Source organism: Billgrantia sp. NRB1 (assembly GCF_056921725.1).
Window position 1 is genome coordinate 1,877,167 of record NZ_CM167783.1, and the last position, 20,074, is coordinate 1,897,240.

The window sequence follows — 20,074 nt, forward strand, 5'->3', positions numbered from 1 at the left end:
CCAGCCAATTCAAGACGCATCGAAGCCAGCTTCTTACCCCAGGGCCTGGCCGTTGCCGCCGCGAATCACCCCAACCCCGATACCCTCGATCTCCAGCGGCTGATGGCGCAGGTCCACTTCGATGGGCGGGAAGTCGGGATTCTCAGCGGCCAGGGTGACGCGGTGGCCCTGACGTTGAAAGCGCTTGACCGTGACCTCGTCATCGAGCCGGGCCACGACGATTTGGCCGTCGCGCACCCGCTCGGTGCGATGTACGGCCAGCAGGTCCCCCTCGAGGATGCCGATCTCCTTCATCGAGAGGCCTCGGACCTTGAGCAGGTAGTCGGCCCGGGGCGTGAAGAACTCCGGCGGCAGGGGGCAGTAGCGATCGATATGCTCGGCGGCCAGGACCGGGCTGCCAGCGGCGACTTCGCCGATGATCGGCAGGCCCTCTCCGCTGGGCTCGGGGTTCGATTCGGTCTCCTGGGCGGGCAGGCGAATCCCGCGAGAGGTGCCGCGGATGACCCGGATCACGCCCTTGCGCTCCAGGGCCCGCAGGTGTTCTTCGGCGGCGTTGGGGGAGCGAAAGCCCAGCGCACGGGCGATCTCGGCTCGGGTGGGGGGGTAGCCGAAGTCGTTCATGGTCTTGACGATGAAGTCATAAACATTCTGCTGGCGGGCGGTGAGGGGGCGTGTCATGCGACCTCCGGATGAACGTATCGTGCTCTATTGTGAAAGTATACAGCATGGAGGTTCATCCAGTAAAAGTCGCGTGTCATGGCAGGCTGGTTCCAGCCTTCTAGTCGTTTCAAACAGCAGGCTTGGGAGCCGAATTGAGAAAGTCCCGCGCTTCACGTAGGATGCAGCTACGTTTAAAACATCCGTTTCCAGCGGAGCCTGAGCGATGGCCCAAACCGATACCGTCACCCGGATTCTCGATACCGCCGAGGTCCTGTTTGCAGAGCGCGGCTTCGCCGAAACCTCGCTGCGGACCATCACCAGCAAGGCCAGGGTCAATCTGGCCGCGGTGAACTACCATTTCGGCTCCAAGAAGTCGCTGATCCAGGCGGTCTTCGCGCGTTACCTTGACCCTTTCACGGAGCGCTTCCATCGGGCCCTTGACGAGCTCGAGGCGCGCCACGCCGGTCAGGTCATTCCGCTGGAGCTGCTGCTGGAGACCATGGCCCGCACGGTGCTGGAAGTCCCCGCGGAGCGCAACAGCCTCAAGGTGTTCATGAAGCTGCTGGGGCTGGCCTATAGTCAGGCCCAAGGCCATCTGCGCCGCTATATCCAGCAGGAGTATGGCGGCGTCTTCACGCGCTTCACCGAACTGGTACGCCAGGCAACGCCGGAGCTGCCCGACGCCGAACGTTTCTGGCGGCTGCACTTCGTGCTGGGTACCGTCATCTTCACGCTGTCCGGCCTGGATGCGCTGCGCGATATCGCCGAGAAGGACTATCAGGAACATGTCACGGTGCGCGACCTCATTCGCCGCCTGCGCCCGGTGGTGGTGGCGGCCATGAAGGCGCCGCTACCTCCCGCGCCGGCGGTGCACGCCGAGGCCGGCTGAGCATGCGGACGCCGCGCCTGTCGGAGCTCCCGCCGGAAGGGGTGTGGCTCGAGGTCGATGTCGCCGAGCAGCGCCTGGTGGTCTGGCAGGGCGAGCGTACGGTTGCCGAATGGCCGGTCTCCACGGCGCTGGCGGGGACCGGTCAGGCCGAGGGCAGTGGCGCGACACCGCTTGGCTGGCACTATATCCGTGCCGCCATCGGTGCCGATCAGCCGGCCGGCAGCGTGTTTCGCGGTCGCCGGCCCACCGGCGAAGTGTTCTCGGCGTCCCTGGCCGCCGAGCATCCCGAGCGCGACTGGATCCTCACCCGTATTCTTTGGCTGTGCGGCCTGGAGCGAGGCGTCAACCGCGGCGGCAGCGTCGACAGCCAGCGTCGCTATATCTACCTGCACGGTACGCCGCCGAGCGAACCCATGGGCGTGCCGCGCTCCCACGGCTGCATCCGCCTGCGGGACAAAGCGCTGCTGGCGCTCTTTGCCCTGGCGCCCCCCGGTACGCCCGTCTGGCTGCATGATTGAGCGTTTTCGGCGAAGCTTTGAGGTACCGCAAGTTGCGCTTCGATCATGACCCGCACGCCTATTCCCGTCGATGACTTTGGTCTAGAATCGGCCCCCTTCGATTCCCGAGGAACCTGCTCATGACCCAGTCTCTCGGCCCGGTGATGCTCGACCTGGAAGGCACCCAGCTGACCGATGAGGAGCGTCACCTGCTGAAGCGCCCCGAAGTAGGGGGGGTGATCCTCTTCGCCCGCAATCTCGAGGATGCGCGTCAGACGCGTGCCCTCTGTGATGCCATTCGGGGCGTCCGTCCCGAGCTGCTGTTGGGTATCGACCAGGAGGGAGGGCGAGTCCAGCGTCTTCGCCAAGGGGTGACGCGACTGCCCTCCATGGGGCGCATCGGTCGCGACTTTTCCGCCGCGCCCGAGGTGACGCAGCGTTTCTGCCTGGATGCCGGCTGGCTGCTGGGGATGGAGATGGCCGCCTGCGGGCTCGACCTCACTTTCGCCCCGGTACTCGACGTGGATAGCGGGATCTCCAGCGTGATCGGTGATCGCAGCTTCTCCGCCGATCCCGACGCCGTTGCCGCCATGGCCGGTGCCTTCGTGGCCGGTCTCCACGAGGCGGGAATGGCCGCCGTGGGCAAGCACTTTCCCGGTCACGGTGGCGTGGCCGCCGATTCCCATCGCGAGCTGCCGGTGGATCCGCGCCCACTCGACAGCCTGCGAGCTCACGACCTGGTGCCGTTCGCCGCGCTGGCCACGCGGCTGGATGGGGTGATGCCGGCCCATGTGATCTACTCCGCCTTCGATGCCCGCCCGGCCGGTTTCTCTGCCAGCTGGCTCGGTATGCTGCGTGAATCCCTGGGCTTCAAGGGCACCCTGTTCTCCGATGACCTGGGCATGACCGCGGCCGGCTTCGCGGGTGACCCGGGGGAGCGGGCCCTGGCGGCGCTGAATGCCGGCTGTGACATGGTGCTGGTCTGCAACGACCGCGCCGCCGCTCTCGAGGCCTTGGATGCCTGTCACGGTCGTACCTTCCGTCCTGCGGCCCGACTGCGCTATGGCCGTGCCCGTCCCGATCTGGATGCTCTCGAGGCCTTGGGACGCTGGCGCCGGGTACATGCCCGCCTCGAGGCCCTGGCCGGCGAGTGAGTTCACGCCGGCCGTCTCTTCTTTCCTCTTGTCGAAACGAGCCATACCGATGCCGAAACTCGACCCCCAGACCCACGACTCCCTGGCCACCATGCGCGAGGTCATGGACAGCGCCGACTGCCTGATTGCCCAGCAGGAAGTCGAGGGTGCCCTGGACCGCATGGCCGCACAGATCACCGAAGACCTCGGGGACAAGCTGCCGGTCTTCTACTGCGTAATGAATGGCGGCTTGATCACCACCGGCCACCTGCTGACTCGACTCGGCTTTCCCCTGGAGGTGGACTATCTCCACGCCACGCGCTATCGCGGCGGCATTCGGGGCGGCGAGCTGTTCTGGCGCGTCTCGCCGGAGGTGCCCATGGCCGGGCGTCACGTGGTGATCGTCGACGATATCCTCGACGAAGGGGCGACCCTGGCGGCGATCCTCGACTACTGCCGGGAGGCGGGGGCGGCCAGCATCTCCACCGCCGTGCTGGTGGACAAGCAGCACGAGCGCAAGGCGGTGCCGGGCCTCAAGGCCGACTACTGCGGCCTGGAAGTGGTCGACCGCTATGTGTTCGGCTTCGGCATGGACTACAAGGGTTACTGGCGCAATGCGCCGGGGATCTTCGCGCCGAAGGGGTTGTGACCCGGGCTGCGCCCGGGAGCTGTAAGCCTTAAGCTATAGGAAAACCCCACGGGCCGAGAGGCTCGTGGGGTTCTTCAGCACAGTGACGAGTGGCTGTGGGAGGGCGGCTTCGCCGCGCGAATGGCGCCGCCAGGCGCCCTGGCAGTGTTGCAGAGGCTGGCGACGTCCGCCGGGAGGCCTTCGGCCTCCATTCGCCCGGCAGAGCCGGCCTCCCAGTGCGCCCGAGAAGGCGTGCACACAGTGCGGTGAGAGTCCGCATCGGGGTAAGCCATGGCCCCGTAGCCAAAGGTAACTGCGTCGTCGCGAGGCGGGGTGGGGAGCAACCGGAGGCGAACTGGCGGTCCGTAGGATGACGAACTCGATTCGGCCGGGTCAGGTGGCGAGCTCGCTGGGAGATAGCGAAGCCTGAAACTCACCCGTCGCGCTGGCATGGCGGACAAAGCGACGACGGGACCTGCCAGGTGGTTGGAGGCGGAACGTCAGGAAGGGTGTACGAGATAATCGGGGAGACCTGGCGGCCGAGGTGACGGCGGCCAGGAGTCAGAGCCTTCATAGTACCGGCGTGCGGATCACGCCCTGGCCACGGCTCATCCCGGCGAAAGCCGGGATCGAGAGATGCTGGAGCGCGGACTCTGCCTACCGCCAAGGCGCCGCACAGGAGGCGCAGAGAACAGAACCTGCGTCGAGGGAAGGGAGGCAGGAAGATGGATGCGAGAGACGACCAGAGATGAGCGAACGCGACAGCACAGCATCGACAGTGCCCCACGATGGGGCTAAACAAGATGCGTCAACACCCGCCACGATGGCAGGGATTGACCGCTCGATCTGGACGGACCGCATGTTGGCGGCGCTGGATAACGGCGTCAAAGGACGTAAGTGGTTCAGTCTGATCGACAAGGTATACCGCTCGTCGACCCTGGTCAGTGCCTGGCTGCAGGTCTACCGCAACCAGGGAGCGGCGGGTGTCGATCGGCAAAGCGTGTCCCGCTTTGCGTCGCAGGCCGAACGCTACCTTGAGGAGCTCCAGGCCGACCTGGCAGCGGGGTGTTACCGCCCGCAAGCGGTGCGACGCGTCGAGATCCCCAAGGGCAACGGCAAGATGCGCCCGCTGGGCATTCCGACCGTCAAGGACCGTATTGTCCAGGCAGCGGTCAAGCGCGTGATCGAACCGATCTTCGAGCATGAGTTCCTGCCGATGAGCTACGGCTTCCGGCCGGGCAGAGGCTGCAAGGATGCCCTACGAGACGTTGATGAGGCGCTCAAGGCGGGCATGACCTGGGTGGTGGATGCGGATCTGCAAGGCTATTTCGATAGCATCCCGCACGACCGCCTGATGGCCCGCGTCGAGGGACGGATCAGCGACGGTCGACTGCTGGCCTTGCTACGAAGCTGGTTGAACCAGGATATTGTCAGCGACATGAGCCGATGGACCCCCACGTCAGGGACGCCACAAGGAGCGATCATTAGCCCCTTGTTGGCGAACGTCTACCTGCATCCGCTGGACCAGGAAGTGACACAGCACGGCTACCGTATGGTGCGGTATGCCGATGACTTCGTCATTCTCTGCCACAGTGAGCAGGAGGCCCGACAAGCCCTGGCCCACGTACAGGAATGGGTGGCGGCGAATGGCCTGACCCTGCACCCTGACAAGACCCACGTCGGCGATTGCCGGCAGAAGGGACAGGGTTTCGACTTCCTAGGCTACCGCTTCGAGGCGGGCAGGCGCTGGGTGCGTAAGAAGAGCCTCAAGGCGTTCAAGGACAAGGTGAGAAGCAAGACGCGGCGGACGGAAGGCAAGAGCTTGCGGCACGTCATTGCCTCGCTGAACCCCATGCTGAGAGGCTGGTTCGGCTACTTCCAGCATGCCTATCGGACGACGTTCCGGCCTCTGGATGGCTTCATTCGTCGACGTCTTCGGGCCATGCTGCGCAAGCAGGAGAAGCGCCCGGGGCGTGGTAACACCCGGTCGGACACATGGCGCTGGTCGAATACGTTCTTCGCGACCGCAGGGCTCTTCACCCTAGCCGGAGCCTGGCGGTACGCGAGCCAATCCCGATGAGGAAAACCATCGACTGGAGAGCCGTGTGCGGGAGAACCGCACGCACGGTTCGGAGGGCGGGGAGGGCACAGCCCTTCCCGACCCCTATCCGGTAACCATCCATTGCCGTAGTGCCTACGCCAGCCCCAGCTCGTGGGTGGCTTCTTCGCGCATCTTGAACTTCTGGATCTTGCCGGTGACGGTCATCGGAAACTCATCGACGAATTTCACGTAGCGCGGCACCTTGTAGTGGGCGATCTTGCCCTTGCAGAACTCCTTCAGCTCGTCGGCGGTGAGGCGCTGGCCGTCGCCGAGCTTGACCCAGGCCATCACTTCCTCGCCGTATTTCTCATCGGGTACGCCGATGACCTGAACATCGGAAATGGCCGGATGAGTGTAGAGGAAGTCCTCGATCTCGCGGGGATAGATGTTCTCGCCACCACGGATGATCATATCCTTGATGCGCCCCACGATGGCCACATAGCCCTCATCGTCCATGGTCGCCAGGTCGCCGGTGTGCATCCAGCCGGCGGCGTCGATGGACTTGGCGGTGGCTTCTTCGTTGTTCCAGTAGCCGAGCATCACGCTGTAGCCGCGGGTGCACAGCTCGCCGGTCTCGCCGCGCGGCACCACGGCGCCGGTCTCGGGGCTGACCAGCTTCACCTCCAGGTGCGGGTGGATGGTGCCCACGGTGGTCACGCGCTTCTCCAGCGGTGCGTCGGTCTGGGTCTGGAAACTCACCGGGCTGGTCTCGGTCATGCCGTAGCAGATGGTGACGTCTTCCATGTTCATCTTGTCGATGACCTGGCGCATCACCTCGATGGGGCAGATCGACCCGGCCATGATGCCGGTGCGCAGGGTCGAGAGATCGTACTGGGCGAAGTTGGGGTGTTCGAGTTCGGCAATGAACATGGTCGGCACGCCGTACAGCGCCGTGGCCTTCTCATCGGCCACCGCCTTGAGGGTCGCCTCCGGCTCGAAGCCGTCGCCCGGATAGATCATGGTGGCGCCGTGGGTCACGCAGCCCAGGTTGCCCATCACCATGCCGAAGCAGTGGTAGAGCGGCACCGGAATCACCAGCCGGTCCTTCTCCGTGAAGCCCATGGTGCGGGCGACGAAGAAGCCGTTGTTGAGAATGTTGTGGTGGGAGAGGGTGGCGCCCTTGGGGGCCCCGGTAGTGCCGGAGGTGTACTGGATGTTGATCGGCTCGTCGAACTGCAGGGTGGCCTGGATCTCTGCCAGGTGCTCGGCGGAGACTTCAGCGGCATGGGCCAGCATGCTCTGCCAGCTGAACATGCCGGTCAGGGCGCGGTCGGCGTCGAGACAGATGACCCGTTTGAGGTCGGGCAGCTTGGCGCTGGTGAAGGTGCTCGGGGCGCCGTCGCGCAGCTCCGGGGCGAGCTCGGCCAGGGTGGCGACGTAGTCGGAGGTCTTGAACTTGCCCTGCAGGATCAGCGTCGAGGTGCCGGACTGTTTGAGGGCGTACTCGAGCTCATGGGTGCGGTAGCTGGGATTGATATTGACCAGCACGGCGCCGATCTTGGCGGTCGCGAACTGGGTGATGGTCCATTCCGCGCAGTTGGGCGACCAGATACCCACCCGGTCACCCTTCTTGACCCCCAGGGCCAGCAGGGCGCGGGCCGCCTGGTCCACCGCCTGCTGCAGCTCCTTCCAAGTATAGCGCTGGCCCTGATGGAGGCTCAGCAGGGCGTCGCCGTCGGGAAAGCGTGAAACCGTCTCGTCGAAGCAGTCGCCGATGGTCTGCCCCTTGAGAGGCGTGTCGCTGGTACCGCTGACATAGCTGTTCTGGACGTGTTGGCGTGTCATCGTATTACCCGTCTTGTTGTTGCGAAAGCGTGAAACTCGGTTGTGTCGCTGAGGCGGGCGCCTGGCCCGGTGCGCGCGGGCCAGCAGGCGCCGGCGGCATGTTCGGGGGTGGAGCGATCACCCGGCAGTCCCGGGCTCAATGCGCCGCTGGATCCGGGTCGAGCCGGTCGAGAACGTCGCGGGCACGCGCTTCCACGTCATCGAGCTCGCGCTGCATCAAGCGGATGTCCTCGAGCTGACGCTCCATGTTGCTACGCTTGTCGGCGAGGATCTCCAGCAGACGCTTGAGCTGACGCGCATTGCCGTCGGGCATGGCGTCGTACATCTCGATGACTTCGCGGATCTCGGCCAGGGAGAACCCCAGGCGCTTGCCCCGCAGGGTCAGCTTCAGACGGACCCGATCCTTCTCATGATAGATGCGGGTCTGACCGCGGCGTTCCGGCGCCAGCAAGCCCTCCTGCTCGTAGAAGCGGATGGTCCGCGGGGTCACCTCGAACATCCGGGCCAGTTCCCCGATGGCGTAGGTGCGGCGCTGCCGTGGCAGGGTGCCGTTGGCCGTGGGACTGGCTTCCGGTTTGGGTGTGCTCATCGCTACCTTCCTGTGACTGGGCGGGCCGTCTTGCGGTCTTGCTCCACCTAAACCGCAACACTAGACGACGTTGACGTTAACGTAAAGTGCTTGTCGACCAAGGGTGGAGTACGTTAAAACCTAGCAAGTGCTAGGTTGGTAGGGCCTGCCGGCGGCTGACAGTCGGCCCATGATCTACCAAGCTATTGTTTCCATAACCCTGAACAGTTTCCAGATCCCGAAACGCTTCCAGACCCTTGAAGCCGCAACCATGAGGATGCCTCGATGGATTTCTCCCTGACCGATGACCAGAAGGCGCTTGTCCAGGCGGCCGCCGACTTTTCCAAGGCCGAACTGGCCGACCACGCCGCCGAATGGGATGAGACCTCGCACTTTCCTGTCGATGTCATTCGCCGTGCCGGGGAGGCGGGGTTTCTCGGTATCTATACGCCGGAAGAGCAGGGCGGGATGGGCCTGTCGCGTCTGGATGCCTCGCTGATCTTCGAGCAGCTCTCCCAGGGCTGTATCTCTACCACCGCCTATTTGACCATTCACAACATGGTCACCTGGATGATGGCCAGCTGGGGAGAGGACGCGCTGCGTGAGCGCTTCGTGCCGGGCATGATAGCAGGCGAACTGCTGGGCTCGTACTGTCTGACCGAGCCGGGGTCGGGCTCCGATGCGGCCAGCCTGCGCACCCGTGCCGTTCGCGACGGTGACGACTATCTGATCAGCGGCTCCAAGATGTTCATTTCGGGGGCAGGCGCCACCGATGTGCTGGTGGTAATGGCGCGCACTGGAGAGCCCGGCAGCGGTGCGGCTGGCGTATCGGCCATCGCGGTGCCGGCCGATGCGGCTGGCATCGAATACGGCAAGAACGAGGAGAAGATGGGCTGGAAAAGCCAGCCGACTCGCTTGATCAGCTTCGACAATGTGCGCGTGCCGGTGGCCAACCGTCTGGGCGCCGAGGGCGAAGGATTCAAGCTGGCCATGAAGGGGCTTGACGGCGGTCGTCTGAATATTGCCAGCTGTTCCCTGGGTGCCGCGCAGCAGGCGCTGACCCTGGCCCGCGACTACATGGCTGATCGCAAGCAGTTCGGTCGCGAGCTGTCGAGCTTCCAGGCGCTCCAGTTCAAACTCGCGGACATGGCCACCGAGCTAACCGCGGCACGCCTCATGGTGCGTCACGCCGCCTGGCGCCTCGACCAGAACGACCCCGAGGCCACGGTCCATTGCGCCATGGCCAAGCGGCATGCTACCGACATGGGATTCACCCTGTGCAATGATGCTCTACAGCTGCACGGTGGCTATGGCTACATCAAGGAGTACCCGCTGGAGCGCCTGGTGCGCGATACCCGGGTGCACCAGATTCTCGAGGGTACCAACGAGATCATGCGCGTGATCGTGGCGCGTCGCCTGCTGGCAGATGGCGTGATCGAGGCGCTTCAGTAATGGCTTGAATTCAGGATTATCAGGACAAGAGACAAGAACAGTCAGGAGACCTTTGCATGACGGATCTTGCGGTCATCTTCGATGAACTGCCCACTCGGGACGGCGGCCGTATCGGCGTGGCCACCCTCAATGCCCCCAAGTCGCTCAACGCCCTGTCGCTGGAAATGGCGCAGCAGCTCTCGGCCAAGCTCGAGGCCTGGGCGGTGGATCGCAGCGTGGTGGCGGTGTGGCTGGAAGGGGCGGGAGACAAGGCTTTCTGCGCCGGCGGCGATATCGTGGCGCTGTACCGCTCCATGACCGAGGAGGGGGAGAACCGCGGCGCCGGGCGCGACAGCGTGTTCGCCGAGACCTACTTCACTGCCGAATATCGCCTCGACTACCGGATTCACACCTATCCCAAGCCGCTGCTGCTGTGGGGGGACGGTATCGTCATGGGCGGCGGCCTGGGTCTGATGGCCGGCGCCTCCCAGCGGCTGGTGACCGAGACCACGCGCATCGCCATGCCGGAGATCACCATTGGCCTGTATCCCGATATCGGCGCCAGCTGGTTTCTCAACCGCATGCCGACCGGCGTCGGCGCCTACCTGGGCCTGACCGGGGCGCAGCTCAATGCCCGCGATGCGCTGGACCTGGGCATGGCCGATCACTTCGTGCCCCGGGAGCGCCGCGAGGCGCTGCTCGAAGCGCTGACCGAGGCCGACTACGGCACCCGCAGCCTGCGCGACCTTCGTGCCGGGGTACAGGGTGCCCTCGATCAGATGGAGGCGCCTGCCCAGGCCCCCGAGCCGCAGGTGTGGCCGCGCCTCGATCATATTCAGTCCCTGGTGGGGCAGGTGGATGCCGCCAGCGCCGTGCAGCGAATCCTGGACGACACCCCCGACGATGCCTGGCTCGCCGCCAACCGTTCGCGCCTGGAAGCGGGCAGTCCGATGAGTGCGCACCTGGTCTGGCGCATGCTCGAGCGACACGCCCATACCAGCCTGGCGGACGCCTTCCGTGACGAGCTGAACCTGTCGGTGCAGTGCTGCCGTCAAGGGGATATCGCCGAAGGGGTGCGCGCGCTGCTGATCGACAAGGACAAGGCCCCGCAATGGCAGCATGCCGATGCGGCCAGCGTGCCGGAGGCGGACATCCAGGCGCTCATGGCGCCGATGTGGCCCGACGAGGCGCATCCGCTGCGGGATCTCGGCTATGGGCAGCGGGTCAGCTAACCAACGTGACGACAATCTACAACGACAACTCAGGAGCCATACGCATGAAAATTGCCTTCATTGGTCTTGGCAACATGGGCGCCCCCATGGCCAGCAACCTGGTCAAGGCCGGCCACGAGGTCAGCGTCTTTGACCTGGTCGACAGCGCCATGAAAGCCCTGGAAACGGCCGGGGCCGAGGCCTGCGCCAGCGCCCAGAGCGCCGCCAGCGGCGCCGAAGTGATCATCTCGATGCTGCCGGCCGGCCAGCATGTGCGGCGTCTCTATCTGGGGCGTGACGCCTCGCCGGGGCTCTTCGATGCGCTGGAAGGCAAGCCGCTGATCATCGATGCCTCCACCATCTCGCCGGACGATGCCCGCTTCGTCGGCGAAGCCGCCGCCAAGCGCGGCCTGACGTATCTGGACGCGCCGGTCTCGGGCGGCGTGGGCGGTGCCCAGGCGGGTACCCTGACCTTTATCGTCGGCGGCGATGCGGCCGGCTTCGCGCAGGCCAAGCCGGTGCTCGAGGGCATGGGCAAGAATATCTTCCACGCCGGCGGCATCGGTGCCGGCCAGGTGGCCAAGATCTGCAACAACATGCTGCTGGGCATCCTCATGAGCGGCACCGCCGAGGCCTTGGGGTTGGGCGTCAAGAACGGCCTCGACCCGGCGGTGCTCTCGGAGATCATGAAGCAGAGCAGCGGCGGCAACTGGGCGCTCAACGTCTACAATCCCTGGCCGGGCGTGATGGAAGGCTCGGCCGCCTCGCGAGACTATCAGGGTGGGTTTTTGACCGATCTGATGGCCAAGGACCTGGGGCTGGCCTGGGAGCTGGCGCTGGGCTCCAAGGCCACCGTGCCCATGGGCTCCCAGGCCCGCAACCTCTTCGCCCTGCATGCCGCCCAGGGCAACGGCGGGCTGGACTTCTCCAGTATCCAGAAGCTCTACCGGGCCGGCGAGAAAGACTGACGCGGGGGAATACCCCCGGGAGGCCTGCGGCCCCCAGTCGCGAGCTGAAGTTGCTACAAGATTGGCAAGGCTTGCTGTAGGAGCGCTGCTCCGCATCGCGACTGGCGCCGATAGGCGCCCTGGCGGAGGCCGCCGGCGTTGGCAACAACCGCGCCCATCGGCAACACCGCCGGGGAGACCTGCGGCCTCCAGTCGCGATCTAAAGATGCTCCTACATTAGAATGTTTCGTATGCAGGAGCGTCGGTTCCCGTCGCGATAGGCGCCCTGGCGGAGGCCGAAACGTTGGCGATGAGCGCCAACGCCGGGCAACACCTCGGCCTTTGGCACCTCTCCCGTAAACGGGCACAATCGGGTGCCCGTTTTTCGTCGAGAGCCCTGATGAGCGCACCTACCTCCCCGACACCCGCCGCTGCCTCCCGCCGACCCATGCGTCGCGACCTCTTGGAAGGCCCCATCGCCCTGACGCTGCTGCGCAAGAGCCTGCCGGTGGCCGCCGGCATGGTGGCCATGCTCAGCTTCAACCTGGTCGACGCCTGGTTCATTGCCCGCCTGGGCACCGAGCCGTTGGCGGCGGTCTCCTTCACCTTCCCGGTGGTGTTCACGGTGATCAGCCTGGCCATCGGGCTGGGCATCGGCACCTCGGCGGTGGTTGGACGGCGACTCGGGCAGGGGGATCTCGAGACGGTGCGCCGCCGGGCCACCGATGCCGCCCTGCTGGCGCTGGTCGTGGGGGTGGGTGTCAGCCTGCTGGGCTTGGCGACCCTCGAGCCGCTGTTTCGCCTGCTCGGTGCCGACGCGACCCTGATGCCCCATGTGCGCGACTACATGGGGATCTGGTACCTGGGGGCTGCCATGGTGATCGTGCCGCGGGTGCTCAACAGCGTGTTGCGGGCCCAGGGCAACACCCTGATCCCCGGGCTGATGATGGCGCTGGCCGCGCTGCTCAACGGCCTGCTCGACTGGCTGCTGATCTTCGGCAAGGGCCCATTCCCCGCGCTCGGCGTTCAAGGGGCGGCGCTGGCGACGGTGCTTAGCTGGGGGCTGATGACGTTGGCCCTGCTCTGGCAGCGAGAGCTGCGCGACTGCCTGGACCTCAAGCGGCTGACGCTCAGCGGATTGCTGCACTCCTGGCGGGAACTGTCGCGGATTGCCCTGCCGGCGGCCATCACTAGCGTATTCACGCCGCTCGCCATGGCGGTGCTCACCCGCATCGTGGCCAGCCATGGCCACCATGCCGTAGCCGGTTTCGGGGTCGGCACGCGTATCGATGCCATCGCCCAGATCGCCGTGCTGGCGCTCTCCATGACCCTGCCGCCGCTGGTCAGCCAGAATCTGGGGGCCGGACAGCGCGAGCGGGTGCGTCGCGCCATCCTCGGCTGCTTCGGGTTCGTGCTGGTGTGGCAGTTTGGCGTCTGGCTGATGCTGCAGGCCCTGGCGCCCTGGCTGGTCGACAGCTATGCCGACGGCGAGGCCATGGCCGGGGTGCTGCGCGCCTTCCTGTGGTGGGTGCCGCTGGGTCTGGGGGCCCAGGGGGTGGTGATCCTTGCCGTGTCCTCGCTCAATGCTCTGCATGAACCCGCCCGTGCCATGCGGCTATCGGTGGTTCGGCTGTTCGTGCTGACGGTGCCGCTGGCCTGGCTTGGGGGCTGGGCATACGGCACCACCGGGATCTTCCTTGGCATGCTGTTCGCCAATGTGCTGATGGCGATTCTCGCCTGGTGGCAGCTGAAGCGGCGCCTCGAGGTGATCCCCGCGGGTTGAGCAACTCAGCCGCGCACCCACGCATCGACGCGAAGCGTGATGCGCTAGTGAAGCGGCGAGCCTTAGCAGAATCAGCCCGATTCACAGAAATCGGCGGATGGGGGTTGGCAGCGGCGGCTTTATGCTCTACATTTTAAAAAAATGTAGAAATTCCTCCAGGAGCCCGCCATGAGCCAGATTACCCCCGTTACTTGGGAAGACCCGTTCCGTCTCGTCGACCAGCTCGACGAAGATGAGCGCATGGTCCTTCAGACCGCCCACGATTACTGTCAGGACAAGCTGATGCCGCGGGTTCTCGAGGCCAACCGCCACGAGATCTTCGACCGCGAGATCATGAACGAGATGGGCGAGCTGGGCCTGCTGGGCGCCACCATCGACGGCTACGGCTGTGCCGGCATGAACTATGTCAGCTACGGCCTGATCGCCCGCGAAGTGGAGCGGGTCGACTCCGGCTACCGCAGCGCCATGAGCGTACAGTCGAGCCTGGTGATGTACCCCATCCACGCCTTCGGCAGCGAGGCGCAGCGCGAGAAATACCTGCCCAAGCTGGCCACCGGCGAGTGGGTGGGCTGCTTCGGCCTCACCGAGCCGGATCACGGCTCCGACCCGGGCGGCATGGCCACCCGCGCCACCCGTACCGAGAACGGCTGGCGTATCAACGGCACCAAGACCTGGATCACCAACTCACCCATCGCCGATGTCTTCGTGATCTGGGCCAAGGATGACGAAGGCGTGATCAACGGCTTCATCCTCGAGAAGGGCATGAAGGGGCTCACCGCACCCAAGATCGACGGTAAGTTCAGCCTGCGTGCCTCCATCACCGGCCAGATCGCCATGCAGGACGTGGAGGTCTCCGACGATCAGCGCCTGCCCAATGTGACTGGCCTCAAGGGGCCGTTCTCCTGTCTGAACCGCGCTCGCTTCGGTATCGCCTGGGGCAGCATGGGGGCGGCCGAGGCGTGCTGGCATGCCGGCCGCCAGTACACCCTGGATCGCAAGCAGTTCGGACGTCCGCTGGCCGCCAACCAGCTGATCCAGAAGAAGCTGGCCGATATGCAGACCGAGATCGCCCTGGGGCTGCAGGCCGCCCTGCGCGTCGGCCGCATGATCGATGCCGGTCAGCTGGTGCCCGAGGCCATCTCGCTGATCAAGCGCAACAACTGCGGCAAGGCCCTGGACATCGCCCGCGTGTCGCGTGATATGCACGGCGGCAACGGCATCGCCGACGAGTACCACGTGATTCGTCATGTGATGAACCTCGAGGCGGTGAACACCTACGAAGGTACCCACGACGTCCATGCCCTGATCCTGGGGCGTGCCCAGACCGGCCTGCAGGCGTTTACCGGCTGATCCAGCCCAACAACCCGCTGACGATAACGAGGGGCGCCGGGGGTAGGGCGAAGAGGAGGTCCGAGGACCATGGATGGCCGAGGTAGCGTACAGGGATGTATTCACAGCGCCTCCCCGCAGGCTGGTTGCCGGATCAGCTCCGAGTCAGTTGAGAGTGAGCAAGGAGCTCAAGATGAGCGGACCGCTGGAAGGCATCACGGTGCTCGATATGTCGCGGGTGCTGGCCGGGCCCTGGGCCGGTCAGCTGCTCGCCGATCTCGGCGCACGCGTGATCAAGATCGAGCACCCTCAGCGCGGGGACGACACCCGCGGCTGGGGTCCCCCGTGGCTGGCCGAAGAGGACGAGGTTGAGCGGGTAGCGGCCTATTTCCTGTGCGCCAATCGTGGCAAGCAGTCACTGGCCGTGGATATCGCCAGCAACCGGGGGCAGGCGCTGATTCGCCAGCTCGCCGTGGGTGCCGATATCGTGCTCGAGAACTTCAAGGTCGGGGGCCTCGCCAAGTATGGGCTCGACTACCCCAGTCTCAGAGCGCTCAATCCGCGCCTGATCGGCTGCTCGATCACCGGCTTCGGTCAGGACGGGCCCTACGCCCACCGCGCCGGCTACGACTTCATGATCCAGGCCATGGGCGGGTTGATGAGCATCGGCGGCGAGCCGGACGGCATGCCCATGAAGACCGGTGTGGCGATCACCGACGTCACCACCGGGCTGTATGCCACCATCGGCGTGCTGGCGGCCCTCCAGGAGCGCTCTCGCACCGGCGTGGGGCGCCATGTGGATGTGGCGCTGCTCGATGTCCAGGTGGCCTCGCTGGCCAACCAGGCGCTCAACGCCCTGGTCAGCGGCGAGTCGCCGAAGCGTCACGGCAACGCCCACCCCAATATCGTGCCCTATCAGGCCTTCGCCTGCGCGGATGGCCACCTGGTGCTCACCGTGGGTAACGACAGCCAGTTTGCCCGGCTCGCCGACCTGCTTGGCCACCCCGAGTGGGCCGCGGACCCCGCCTATGCCACCAATGCCGCACGGGTCGGCAACCGCGAGGTGCTGGTGCCGCTGATCCAGGCGATCTTTCTCACCGGCAGCCGCGACGAATGGCTGGCCGAGCTGGAAGCCCGCGGTATTCCTGCCGGGCCCATCAACACCATCAGCGAAGTCTTCGACGACCCCCAGGTGCGTCACCGCGGCATGCAGCACAGCCTGCAGCGAGGCGATCTCGAGGTGCCGCAGGTGGCCAACCCGCTGCGCTTCGACGGCGCCCCCGCCACCAGCGACGTCGCCCCGCCGCGCCTCGGCCAGGACAGCGCGACGATACTCGCCGAGATGGGGCTCACCGCCGAGGATATCGCCCGGCTGAAGCGCGAAGGGGTGGTAAGATAGGGGCGAGGTTCGAGGTTCGAGGTTCGAGGGGCGAGGGGCGAGGTTCGAGGTTCGAGGGGCGAGGTTCGAGGAGTGAGGGGCAAGGTACATCGGTATTGCCAGCGACAGGCTGCCTTGCCCCTTGCCCCCTACCTCGGCGAGAAGCGCCGGGTCAGCCCCGTTTCGGCGATCATCCGGGTGGAGATCTCCTCGACGGAGAAGCGCGTGGTGTCGATGTAAGGAATGTGCAGCTGGCGGTAGAGCGCCTCGGCCTGATCCACCTCCTGGGCGCACTGGTCCATGGAGCTGTAGCGGCTGTTGGGCCGGCGCTCGTGGCGGATCGCCGCCAGGCGGCGCGGATCGATGGTCAGCCCGAACAGCTTATGGCGGTGCTGGGCCAGTGCCTTGGGCAGCTTCAGGGTGCCGTCCTCGTCCTGGTCATCCTCGGTGAGGGGATAGTTGGCGGCGCGGATACCGAACTGCAGTGCCAGATAGAGCGAGGTGGGGGTCTTGCCGCAGCGGGAGACCCCGACCAGGATCACGTCCGCCTTGTCGTACTGGTGGGTGCGGGCGCCGTCGTCGTTGTCCAGGGCGAAGTGCACCGAGTGGATGCGGTCCATGTAGACATCATCGCTACCGATGGAGTGGGTACGGCCCACGCTATAGGAGGAGCGGGTGGCCAACTCCTGCTCCAGCGGTTTGAGAAAGGTCGAGAAGATATCGATCTTGAAGCCGGTGGCTTCGCGAATCACGGCACGGATCGACTCGTCGACGATGGTGTCGATGATGATCGGCTCCTGGCCGTCGCGGACCGCCGTGGCGTTGATCACTTCCACCAGGGTGCGCGCCTTGTCGACCGAATCGATATACGGCTTGGTGAGCATGCGGATATCGACGTTCACGAACTGGGCCAGCAGGCTGCGGCCCAGGGATTCGGCGGTGATGCCGGTGCCGTCGGAAATAAAGAAGGCGGTACGGGTCATGGCGATGAGGCTTTCAGGGTGAAGGGCGGGCACCCATTGTCGGGCTAGTCGGCTAGGCGGGCAAGCCGGCGCCGGTCTGGCCGGGGGCAGCGCACGCTTCGCGACACCGGCGCACTACACGAAAAGGCCGAAATCGGCGACTGTTGTAAAAATCCTCCAGTGACTTCGATGTTAGACCAATGGCGAATATGGTCACTTGCCGGTAAGGTAGCGACCATCGCAATCGCTGGCCTTGTGCCACGGCATCGAAGATCAAGGGGGTCTCGTGGAAGCTTACATCCTGTGGTTCGATCAGCTCGGCATGGACGACGTGGAGCGCGTCGGTGGCAAGAACGCCTCGCTCGGCGAGATGATCTCCAACCTGTCGGGAGCCGGGGTCACCGTGCCCGGTGGCTTCGCCACCACCGCCCACGCCTATCGAGAGTTCCTCGCCCATGAGGGCCTCAACGAGCGGATCAACCAGGCCCTGGCGCGTCTCGATGTCGACGACGTCGGCGAGCTGGCCCGGGTCGGGGCCGAGATCCGCCAGTGGGTCATCGACACCCCGCTGCCCCCCACCTTCGAAGCCGCCCTGCGCGACGCCTACGACACCCTGGCCGCCCAGCATCCCAACCTCAAGGCCGCGGTGCGCAGCTCGGCCACCGCCGAGGACCTGCCGGACGCCTCCTTCGCCGGCCAGCAGGAGACCTTCCTCAATATCGAGGGCTTCGACAACATCAAGCGTGCGGTTCACGAGGTGTTCGCCTCGCTGTTCAACGACCGCGCCATCTCCTACCGGGTGCATCGCGGCTACGCCCACGAGAACGTGGCGCTCTCCGCCGGCATCCAGAAGATGGTGCGCTCCGAGACCGGCGCCTCCGGCGTGATGTTCACCCTGGATACCGAGTCCGGCTTCCGGGATGCGGTCTTCGTCACCGCCTCCTGGGGCTTGGGCGAGACGGTGGTGCAGGGCGCGGTCAACCCCGACGAGTTCTACGTGCACAAGCCCACGCTGGCCGCCGGTCGCCCGGCGGTACTGCGCCGCAACCTGGGCTCCAAGCTAATCAAGATGGTCTACGGCGACGACGCCAGCGCCGGCAAGTCGGTGGCCACCGTGGACGTGCCGCTCAAGGATCGCGGGCGCTTCTGCATCAGTGATGATCAGGTCATGGCGCTGGCCCGCCAGGCGGTGACCATCGAGCAGCACTACGACCGGCCCATGGATATCGAGTGGGCGCTGGACGGCGATGACGGTGAGCTCTACATCGTCCAGGCCCGCCCCGAGACGGTGGTCTCCCAGCAGGAGGGCGGCAAGCTCGAACGCTTCCACCTGCGCGAGAAGGGCCGCACCCTGGTGGCCGGCCGGGCCATCGGCCAGCGCATCGGCCGCGGGGCGGTCAAGCTCGTCTTCTCGCCGGACGAGATGGACAAGGTCAAGCCCGGCGACGTGCTGGTGACCGACATGACCGACCCCGACTGGGAGCCGATCATGAAGCGAGCCTCGGCCATCGTCACCAACCGCGGCGGGCGCACCTGCCACGCCGCGATCATCGCCCGGGAGCTGGGCATTCCGGCGGTGGTGGGCTGCGGCGATGCCACCGAGGCGCTGGATGACGGCCGCGACGTCACCGTTTCCTGTGCCGAGGGCGACACCGGCCACGTCTACGAGGGGCTGCTGGACTTCGACTGCAAGGTCTCCAGCGTCGACGCCATGCCCGAAATCCCCTTCAAGATCATGATGAACGTGGGCAACCCCGACCGCGCCTTCGGCTTCGCCGGGCTGCCCCACGCGGGCGTGGGGCTGGCGCGCCTCGAGTTCATCATCAACCGCATGATTGGCGTGCACCCCAAGGCGCTGCTGGAGTACGAGACCCTGCCGCTGGAGCTGCAGCAGACCATCGACCTGCGCACCGCCGGCTATGCCGACCCCGTCAGCTTCTACGTGGACAAGCTGGTGGAGGGCATCTCGACCCTGGCCGCGGCCTACCACCCTCAGCGGGTGATCGTGCGCCTGTCGGATTTCAAGTCCAACGAGTACGAGAACCTGATCGGCGGCAAGCTCTACGAGCCCGGCGAAGAGAACCCGATGCTCGGCTTCCGCGGTGCCTCCCGCTACGTGTCGGACGCCTTCCGGCCCTGCTTCGAGCTGGAGTGCCGGGCGCTGAAGCGCGTGCGCGACGAGATGGGCCTGGACAACGTCGAGATCATGGTGCCCTTCGTGCGCACCACCGAGGAAGCGCGCGAGGTGGTCGACCTGCTGGCCGCCAACGGCCTGAAGCGCGGCGAGGGCGGGCTCAAGGTGATCATGATGTGCGAGCTGCCGGCCAACGCCCTGCTGGCCGACGAGTTCCTCGAGCACTTCGACGGCTTCTCCATCGGCTCCAACGACCTGACCCAGCTGACCCTGGGGCTGGACCGCGACTCCGGGATCGTCGCCCACCTCTTCGACGAGCGTAACCCCGCGGTCAAGAAGCTGCTGGCCATGGCGATCGCCGCCTGCAAGGCCCAGGGCAAGTACGTGGGCATTTGCGGCCAGGGGCCGTCCGACCACCCCGATCTCGCCAAGTGGCTGATGGAGCAGGGCATCGACTCGGTGTCGCTGAACCCCGACGCGGTGCTGGAGACCTGGTTTATGCTCGCAGGGGAAACCCTGAGTTAAGCCGACATCTGTGGGAGGGAGCTTCAGCTCGCGAAGTAGCGCGCAGCGCTACCCATGGGGTGCCTTCGTCGAAGCGTCGAACCGTCCCTCCACATAGCCTGTTCACGCCAGTC

Annotated in this window: 16 protein-coding genes; 12 read left to right on the forward strand and 4 right to left on the reverse strand. The window is 65.7% G+C overall.

Annotated features, from left to right (window positions below; all coding sequences use genetic code 11):
• Positions 1-33: 33 nt before the first annotated feature.
• Positions 34-678 (reverse strand): transcriptional repressor LexA, encoded by a 645-nt coding sequence (lexA, locus tag ACZIYR_RS08540; RefSeq protein WP_483528892.1) that lies wholly within the window; start codon positions 676-678, stop codon positions 34-36.
• Positions 679-883: 205 nt separating this feature from the next.
• On the opposite strand from lexA, the gene ACZIYR_RS08545 reads away from it, so the two are divergent.
• From ACZIYR_RS08545 to ltrA, 5 genes are all read left to right on the forward strand, one after another.
• Complete coding sequence (locus tag ACZIYR_RS08545) at positions 884-1,549, forward strand: TetR/AcrR family transcriptional regulator (RefSeq protein ID WP_473033347.1); 666 nt, start codon at positions 884-886, stop codon at positions 1,547-1,549.
• A 2-nt stretch (positions 1,550-1,551) separates the two neighbouring features.
• A complete protein-coding gene (locus ACZIYR_RS08550) occupies positions 1,552-2,067 on the forward strand; it encodes a L,D-transpeptidase family protein (RefSeq protein WP_473033348.1) in 516 nt (171 codons plus the stop codon).
• Between the two features lie 119 nt (positions 2,068-2,186).
• Positions 2,187-3,200, forward strand: a complete 1,014-nt coding sequence (nagZ, locus tag ACZIYR_RS08555) for a beta-N-acetylhexosaminidase (protein ID WP_483528893.1) — start codon at positions 2,187-2,189, stop codon at positions 3,198-3,200.
• 49 nt (positions 3,201-3,249) lie between these two features.
• The gene (locus ACZIYR_RS08560) at positions 3,250-3,828 is read left to right on the forward strand and encodes a hypoxanthine-guanine phosphoribosyltransferase (RefSeq protein WP_483528894.1); all 579 of its coding nucleotides are present in this window, start codon (positions 3,250-3,252) and stop codon (positions 3,826-3,828) included.
• Positions 3,829-4,555: 727 nt separating this feature from the next.
• On the forward strand, positions 4,556-5,887 hold the full coding sequence (gene ltrA, locus ACZIYR_RS08565) for a group II intron reverse transcriptase/maturase (protein ID WP_483526804.1): 1,332 nt from the start codon (positions 4,556-4,558) through the stop codon (positions 5,885-5,887).
• Between the two features lie 114 nt (positions 5,888-6,001).
• Here ltrA and ACZIYR_RS08570 read toward each other — a convergent pair whose 3' ends face one another.
• Together ACZIYR_RS08570 and ACZIYR_RS08575 are read right to left on the reverse strand one after the other, a co-directional pair.
• Positions 6,002-7,693 (reverse strand): AMP-binding protein, encoded by a 1,692-nt coding sequence (locus ACZIYR_RS08570; protein WP_483528895.1) that lies wholly within the window; start codon positions 7,691-7,693, stop codon positions 6,002-6,004.
• 136 nt (positions 7,694-7,829) lie between these two features.
• On the reverse strand, positions 7,830-8,282 hold the full coding sequence (locus ACZIYR_RS08575) for a MerR family transcriptional regulator (protein ID WP_473033350.1): 453 nt from the start codon (positions 8,280-8,282) through the stop codon (positions 7,830-7,832).
• A 264-nt stretch (positions 8,283-8,546) separates the two neighbouring features.
• On the opposite strand from ACZIYR_RS08575, the gene ACZIYR_RS08580 reads away from it, so the two are divergent.
• The 6 genes from ACZIYR_RS08580 (at position 8,547) to ACZIYR_RS08605 (ending at position 16,361) form a co-directional block, all read left to right on the forward strand.
• Positions 8,547-9,713 carry an acyl-CoA dehydrogenase family protein gene (locus tag ACZIYR_RS08580; protein WP_473033351.1) on the forward strand — a complete coding sequence of 389 codons (1,167 nt, stop codon included), beginning with the start codon at positions 8,547-8,549 and terminating at the stop codon, positions 9,711-9,713.
• A 56-nt stretch (positions 9,714-9,769) separates the two neighbouring features.
• Positions 9,770-10,924 carry an enoyl-CoA hydratase/isomerase family protein gene (locus tag ACZIYR_RS08585; RefSeq protein WP_483528896.1) on the forward strand — a complete coding sequence of 385 codons (1,155 nt, stop codon included), beginning with the start codon at positions 9,770-9,772 and terminating at the stop codon, positions 10,922-10,924.
• 44 nt (positions 10,925-10,968) lie between these two features.
• Complete coding sequence (mmsB, locus tag ACZIYR_RS08590; RefSeq protein ID WP_483528897.1) at positions 10,969-11,871, forward strand: 3-hydroxyisobutyrate dehydrogenase; 903 nt, start codon at positions 10,969-10,971, stop codon at positions 11,869-11,871.
• A gap of 379 nt (positions 11,872-12,250) precedes the next feature.
• A complete protein-coding gene (locus tag ACZIYR_RS08595; protein ID WP_483528898.1) occupies positions 12,251-13,633 on the forward strand; it encodes an MATE family efflux transporter in 1,383 nt (460 codons plus the stop codon).
• Between the two features lie 168 nt (positions 13,634-13,801).
• Positions 13,802-14,983: an acyl-CoA dehydrogenase gene (locus ACZIYR_RS08600; protein WP_483528899.1), complete on the forward strand. Its 1,182-nt coding sequence runs from the start codon at positions 13,802-13,804 to the stop codon at positions 14,981-14,983.
• Between the two features lie 172 nt (positions 14,984-15,155).
• Positions 15,156-16,361, forward strand: coding sequence for a CaiB/BaiF CoA transferase family protein (locus tag ACZIYR_RS08605; RefSeq protein ID WP_483528900.1), 1,206 nt, complete (start codon positions 15,156-15,158; stop codon positions 16,359-16,361).
• Between the two features lie 128 nt (positions 16,362-16,489).
• Here the strand turns inward: ACZIYR_RS08605 and ppsR are convergent, their stop codons facing one another.
• Entirely contained in the window at positions 16,490-17,323 is an 834-nt protein-coding gene (gene ppsR, locus ACZIYR_RS08610; RefSeq protein ID WP_473033356.1) for a posphoenolpyruvate synthetase regulatory kinase/phosphorylase PpsR, read from the reverse strand.
• Positions 17,324-17,588: 265 nt separating this feature from the next.
• On the opposite strand from ppsR, the gene ppsA reads away from it, so the two are divergent.
• Entirely contained in the window at positions 17,589-19,961 is a 2,373-nt protein-coding gene (gene ppsA, locus ACZIYR_RS08615; protein WP_473033357.1) for a phosphoenolpyruvate synthase, read from the forward strand.
• Positions 19,962-20,074: the final 113 nt, after the last annotated feature.

Coding starts and splice junctions, on each gene's coding strand:
- lexA (WP_483528892.1), bottom strand. CDS start 678: ATGACACGCCCCCTCACCGCCCGCCAGCAGAATGTTTATGACTTCATC.
- ACZIYR_RS08545 (WP_473033347.1), top strand. CDS start 884: ATGGCCCAAACCGATACCGTCACCCGGATTCTCGATACCGCCGAGGTC.
- ACZIYR_RS08550 (WP_473033348.1), top strand. CDS start 1,552: ATGCGGACGCCGCGCCTGTCGGAGCTCCCGCCGGAAGGGGTGTGGCTC.
- nagZ (WP_483528893.1), top strand. CDS start 2,187: ATGACCCAGTCTCTCGGCCCGGTGATGCTCGACCTGGAAGGCACCCAG.
- ACZIYR_RS08560 (WP_483528894.1), top strand. CDS start 3,250: ATGCCGAAACTCGACCCCCAGACCCACGACTCCCTGGCCACCATGCGC.
- ltrA (WP_483526804.1), top strand. CDS start 4,556: ATGAGCGAACGCGACAGCACAGCATCGACAGTGCCCCACGATGGGGCT.
- ACZIYR_RS08570 (WP_483528895.1), bottom strand. CDS start 7,693: ATGACACGCCAACACGTCCAGAACAGCTATGTCAGCGGTACCAGCGAC.
- ACZIYR_RS08575 (WP_473033350.1), bottom strand. CDS start 8,282: ATGAGCACACCCAAACCGGAAGCCAGTCCCACGGCCAACGGCACCCTG.
- ACZIYR_RS08580 (WP_473033351.1), top strand. CDS start 8,547: ATGGATTTCTCCCTGACCGATGACCAGAAGGCGCTTGTCCAGGCGGCC.
- ACZIYR_RS08585 (WP_483528896.1), top strand. CDS start 9,770: ATGACGGATCTTGCGGTCATCTTCGATGAACTGCCCACTCGGGACGGC.
- mmsB (WP_483528897.1), top strand. CDS start 10,969: ATGAAAATTGCCTTCATTGGTCTTGGCAACATGGGCGCCCCCATGGCC.
- ACZIYR_RS08595 (WP_483528898.1), top strand. CDS start 12,251: ATGAGCGCACCTACCTCCCCGACACCCGCCGCTGCCTCCCGCCGACCC.
- ACZIYR_RS08600 (WP_483528899.1), top strand. CDS start 13,802: ATGAGCCAGATTACCCCCGTTACTTGGGAAGACCCGTTCCGTCTCGTC.
- ACZIYR_RS08605 (WP_483528900.1), top strand. CDS start 15,156: ATGAGCGGACCGCTGGAAGGCATCACGGTGCTCGATATGTCGCGGGTG.
- ppsR (WP_473033356.1), bottom strand. CDS start 17,323: ATGACCCGTACCGCCTTCTTTATTTCCGACGGCACCGGCATCACCGCC.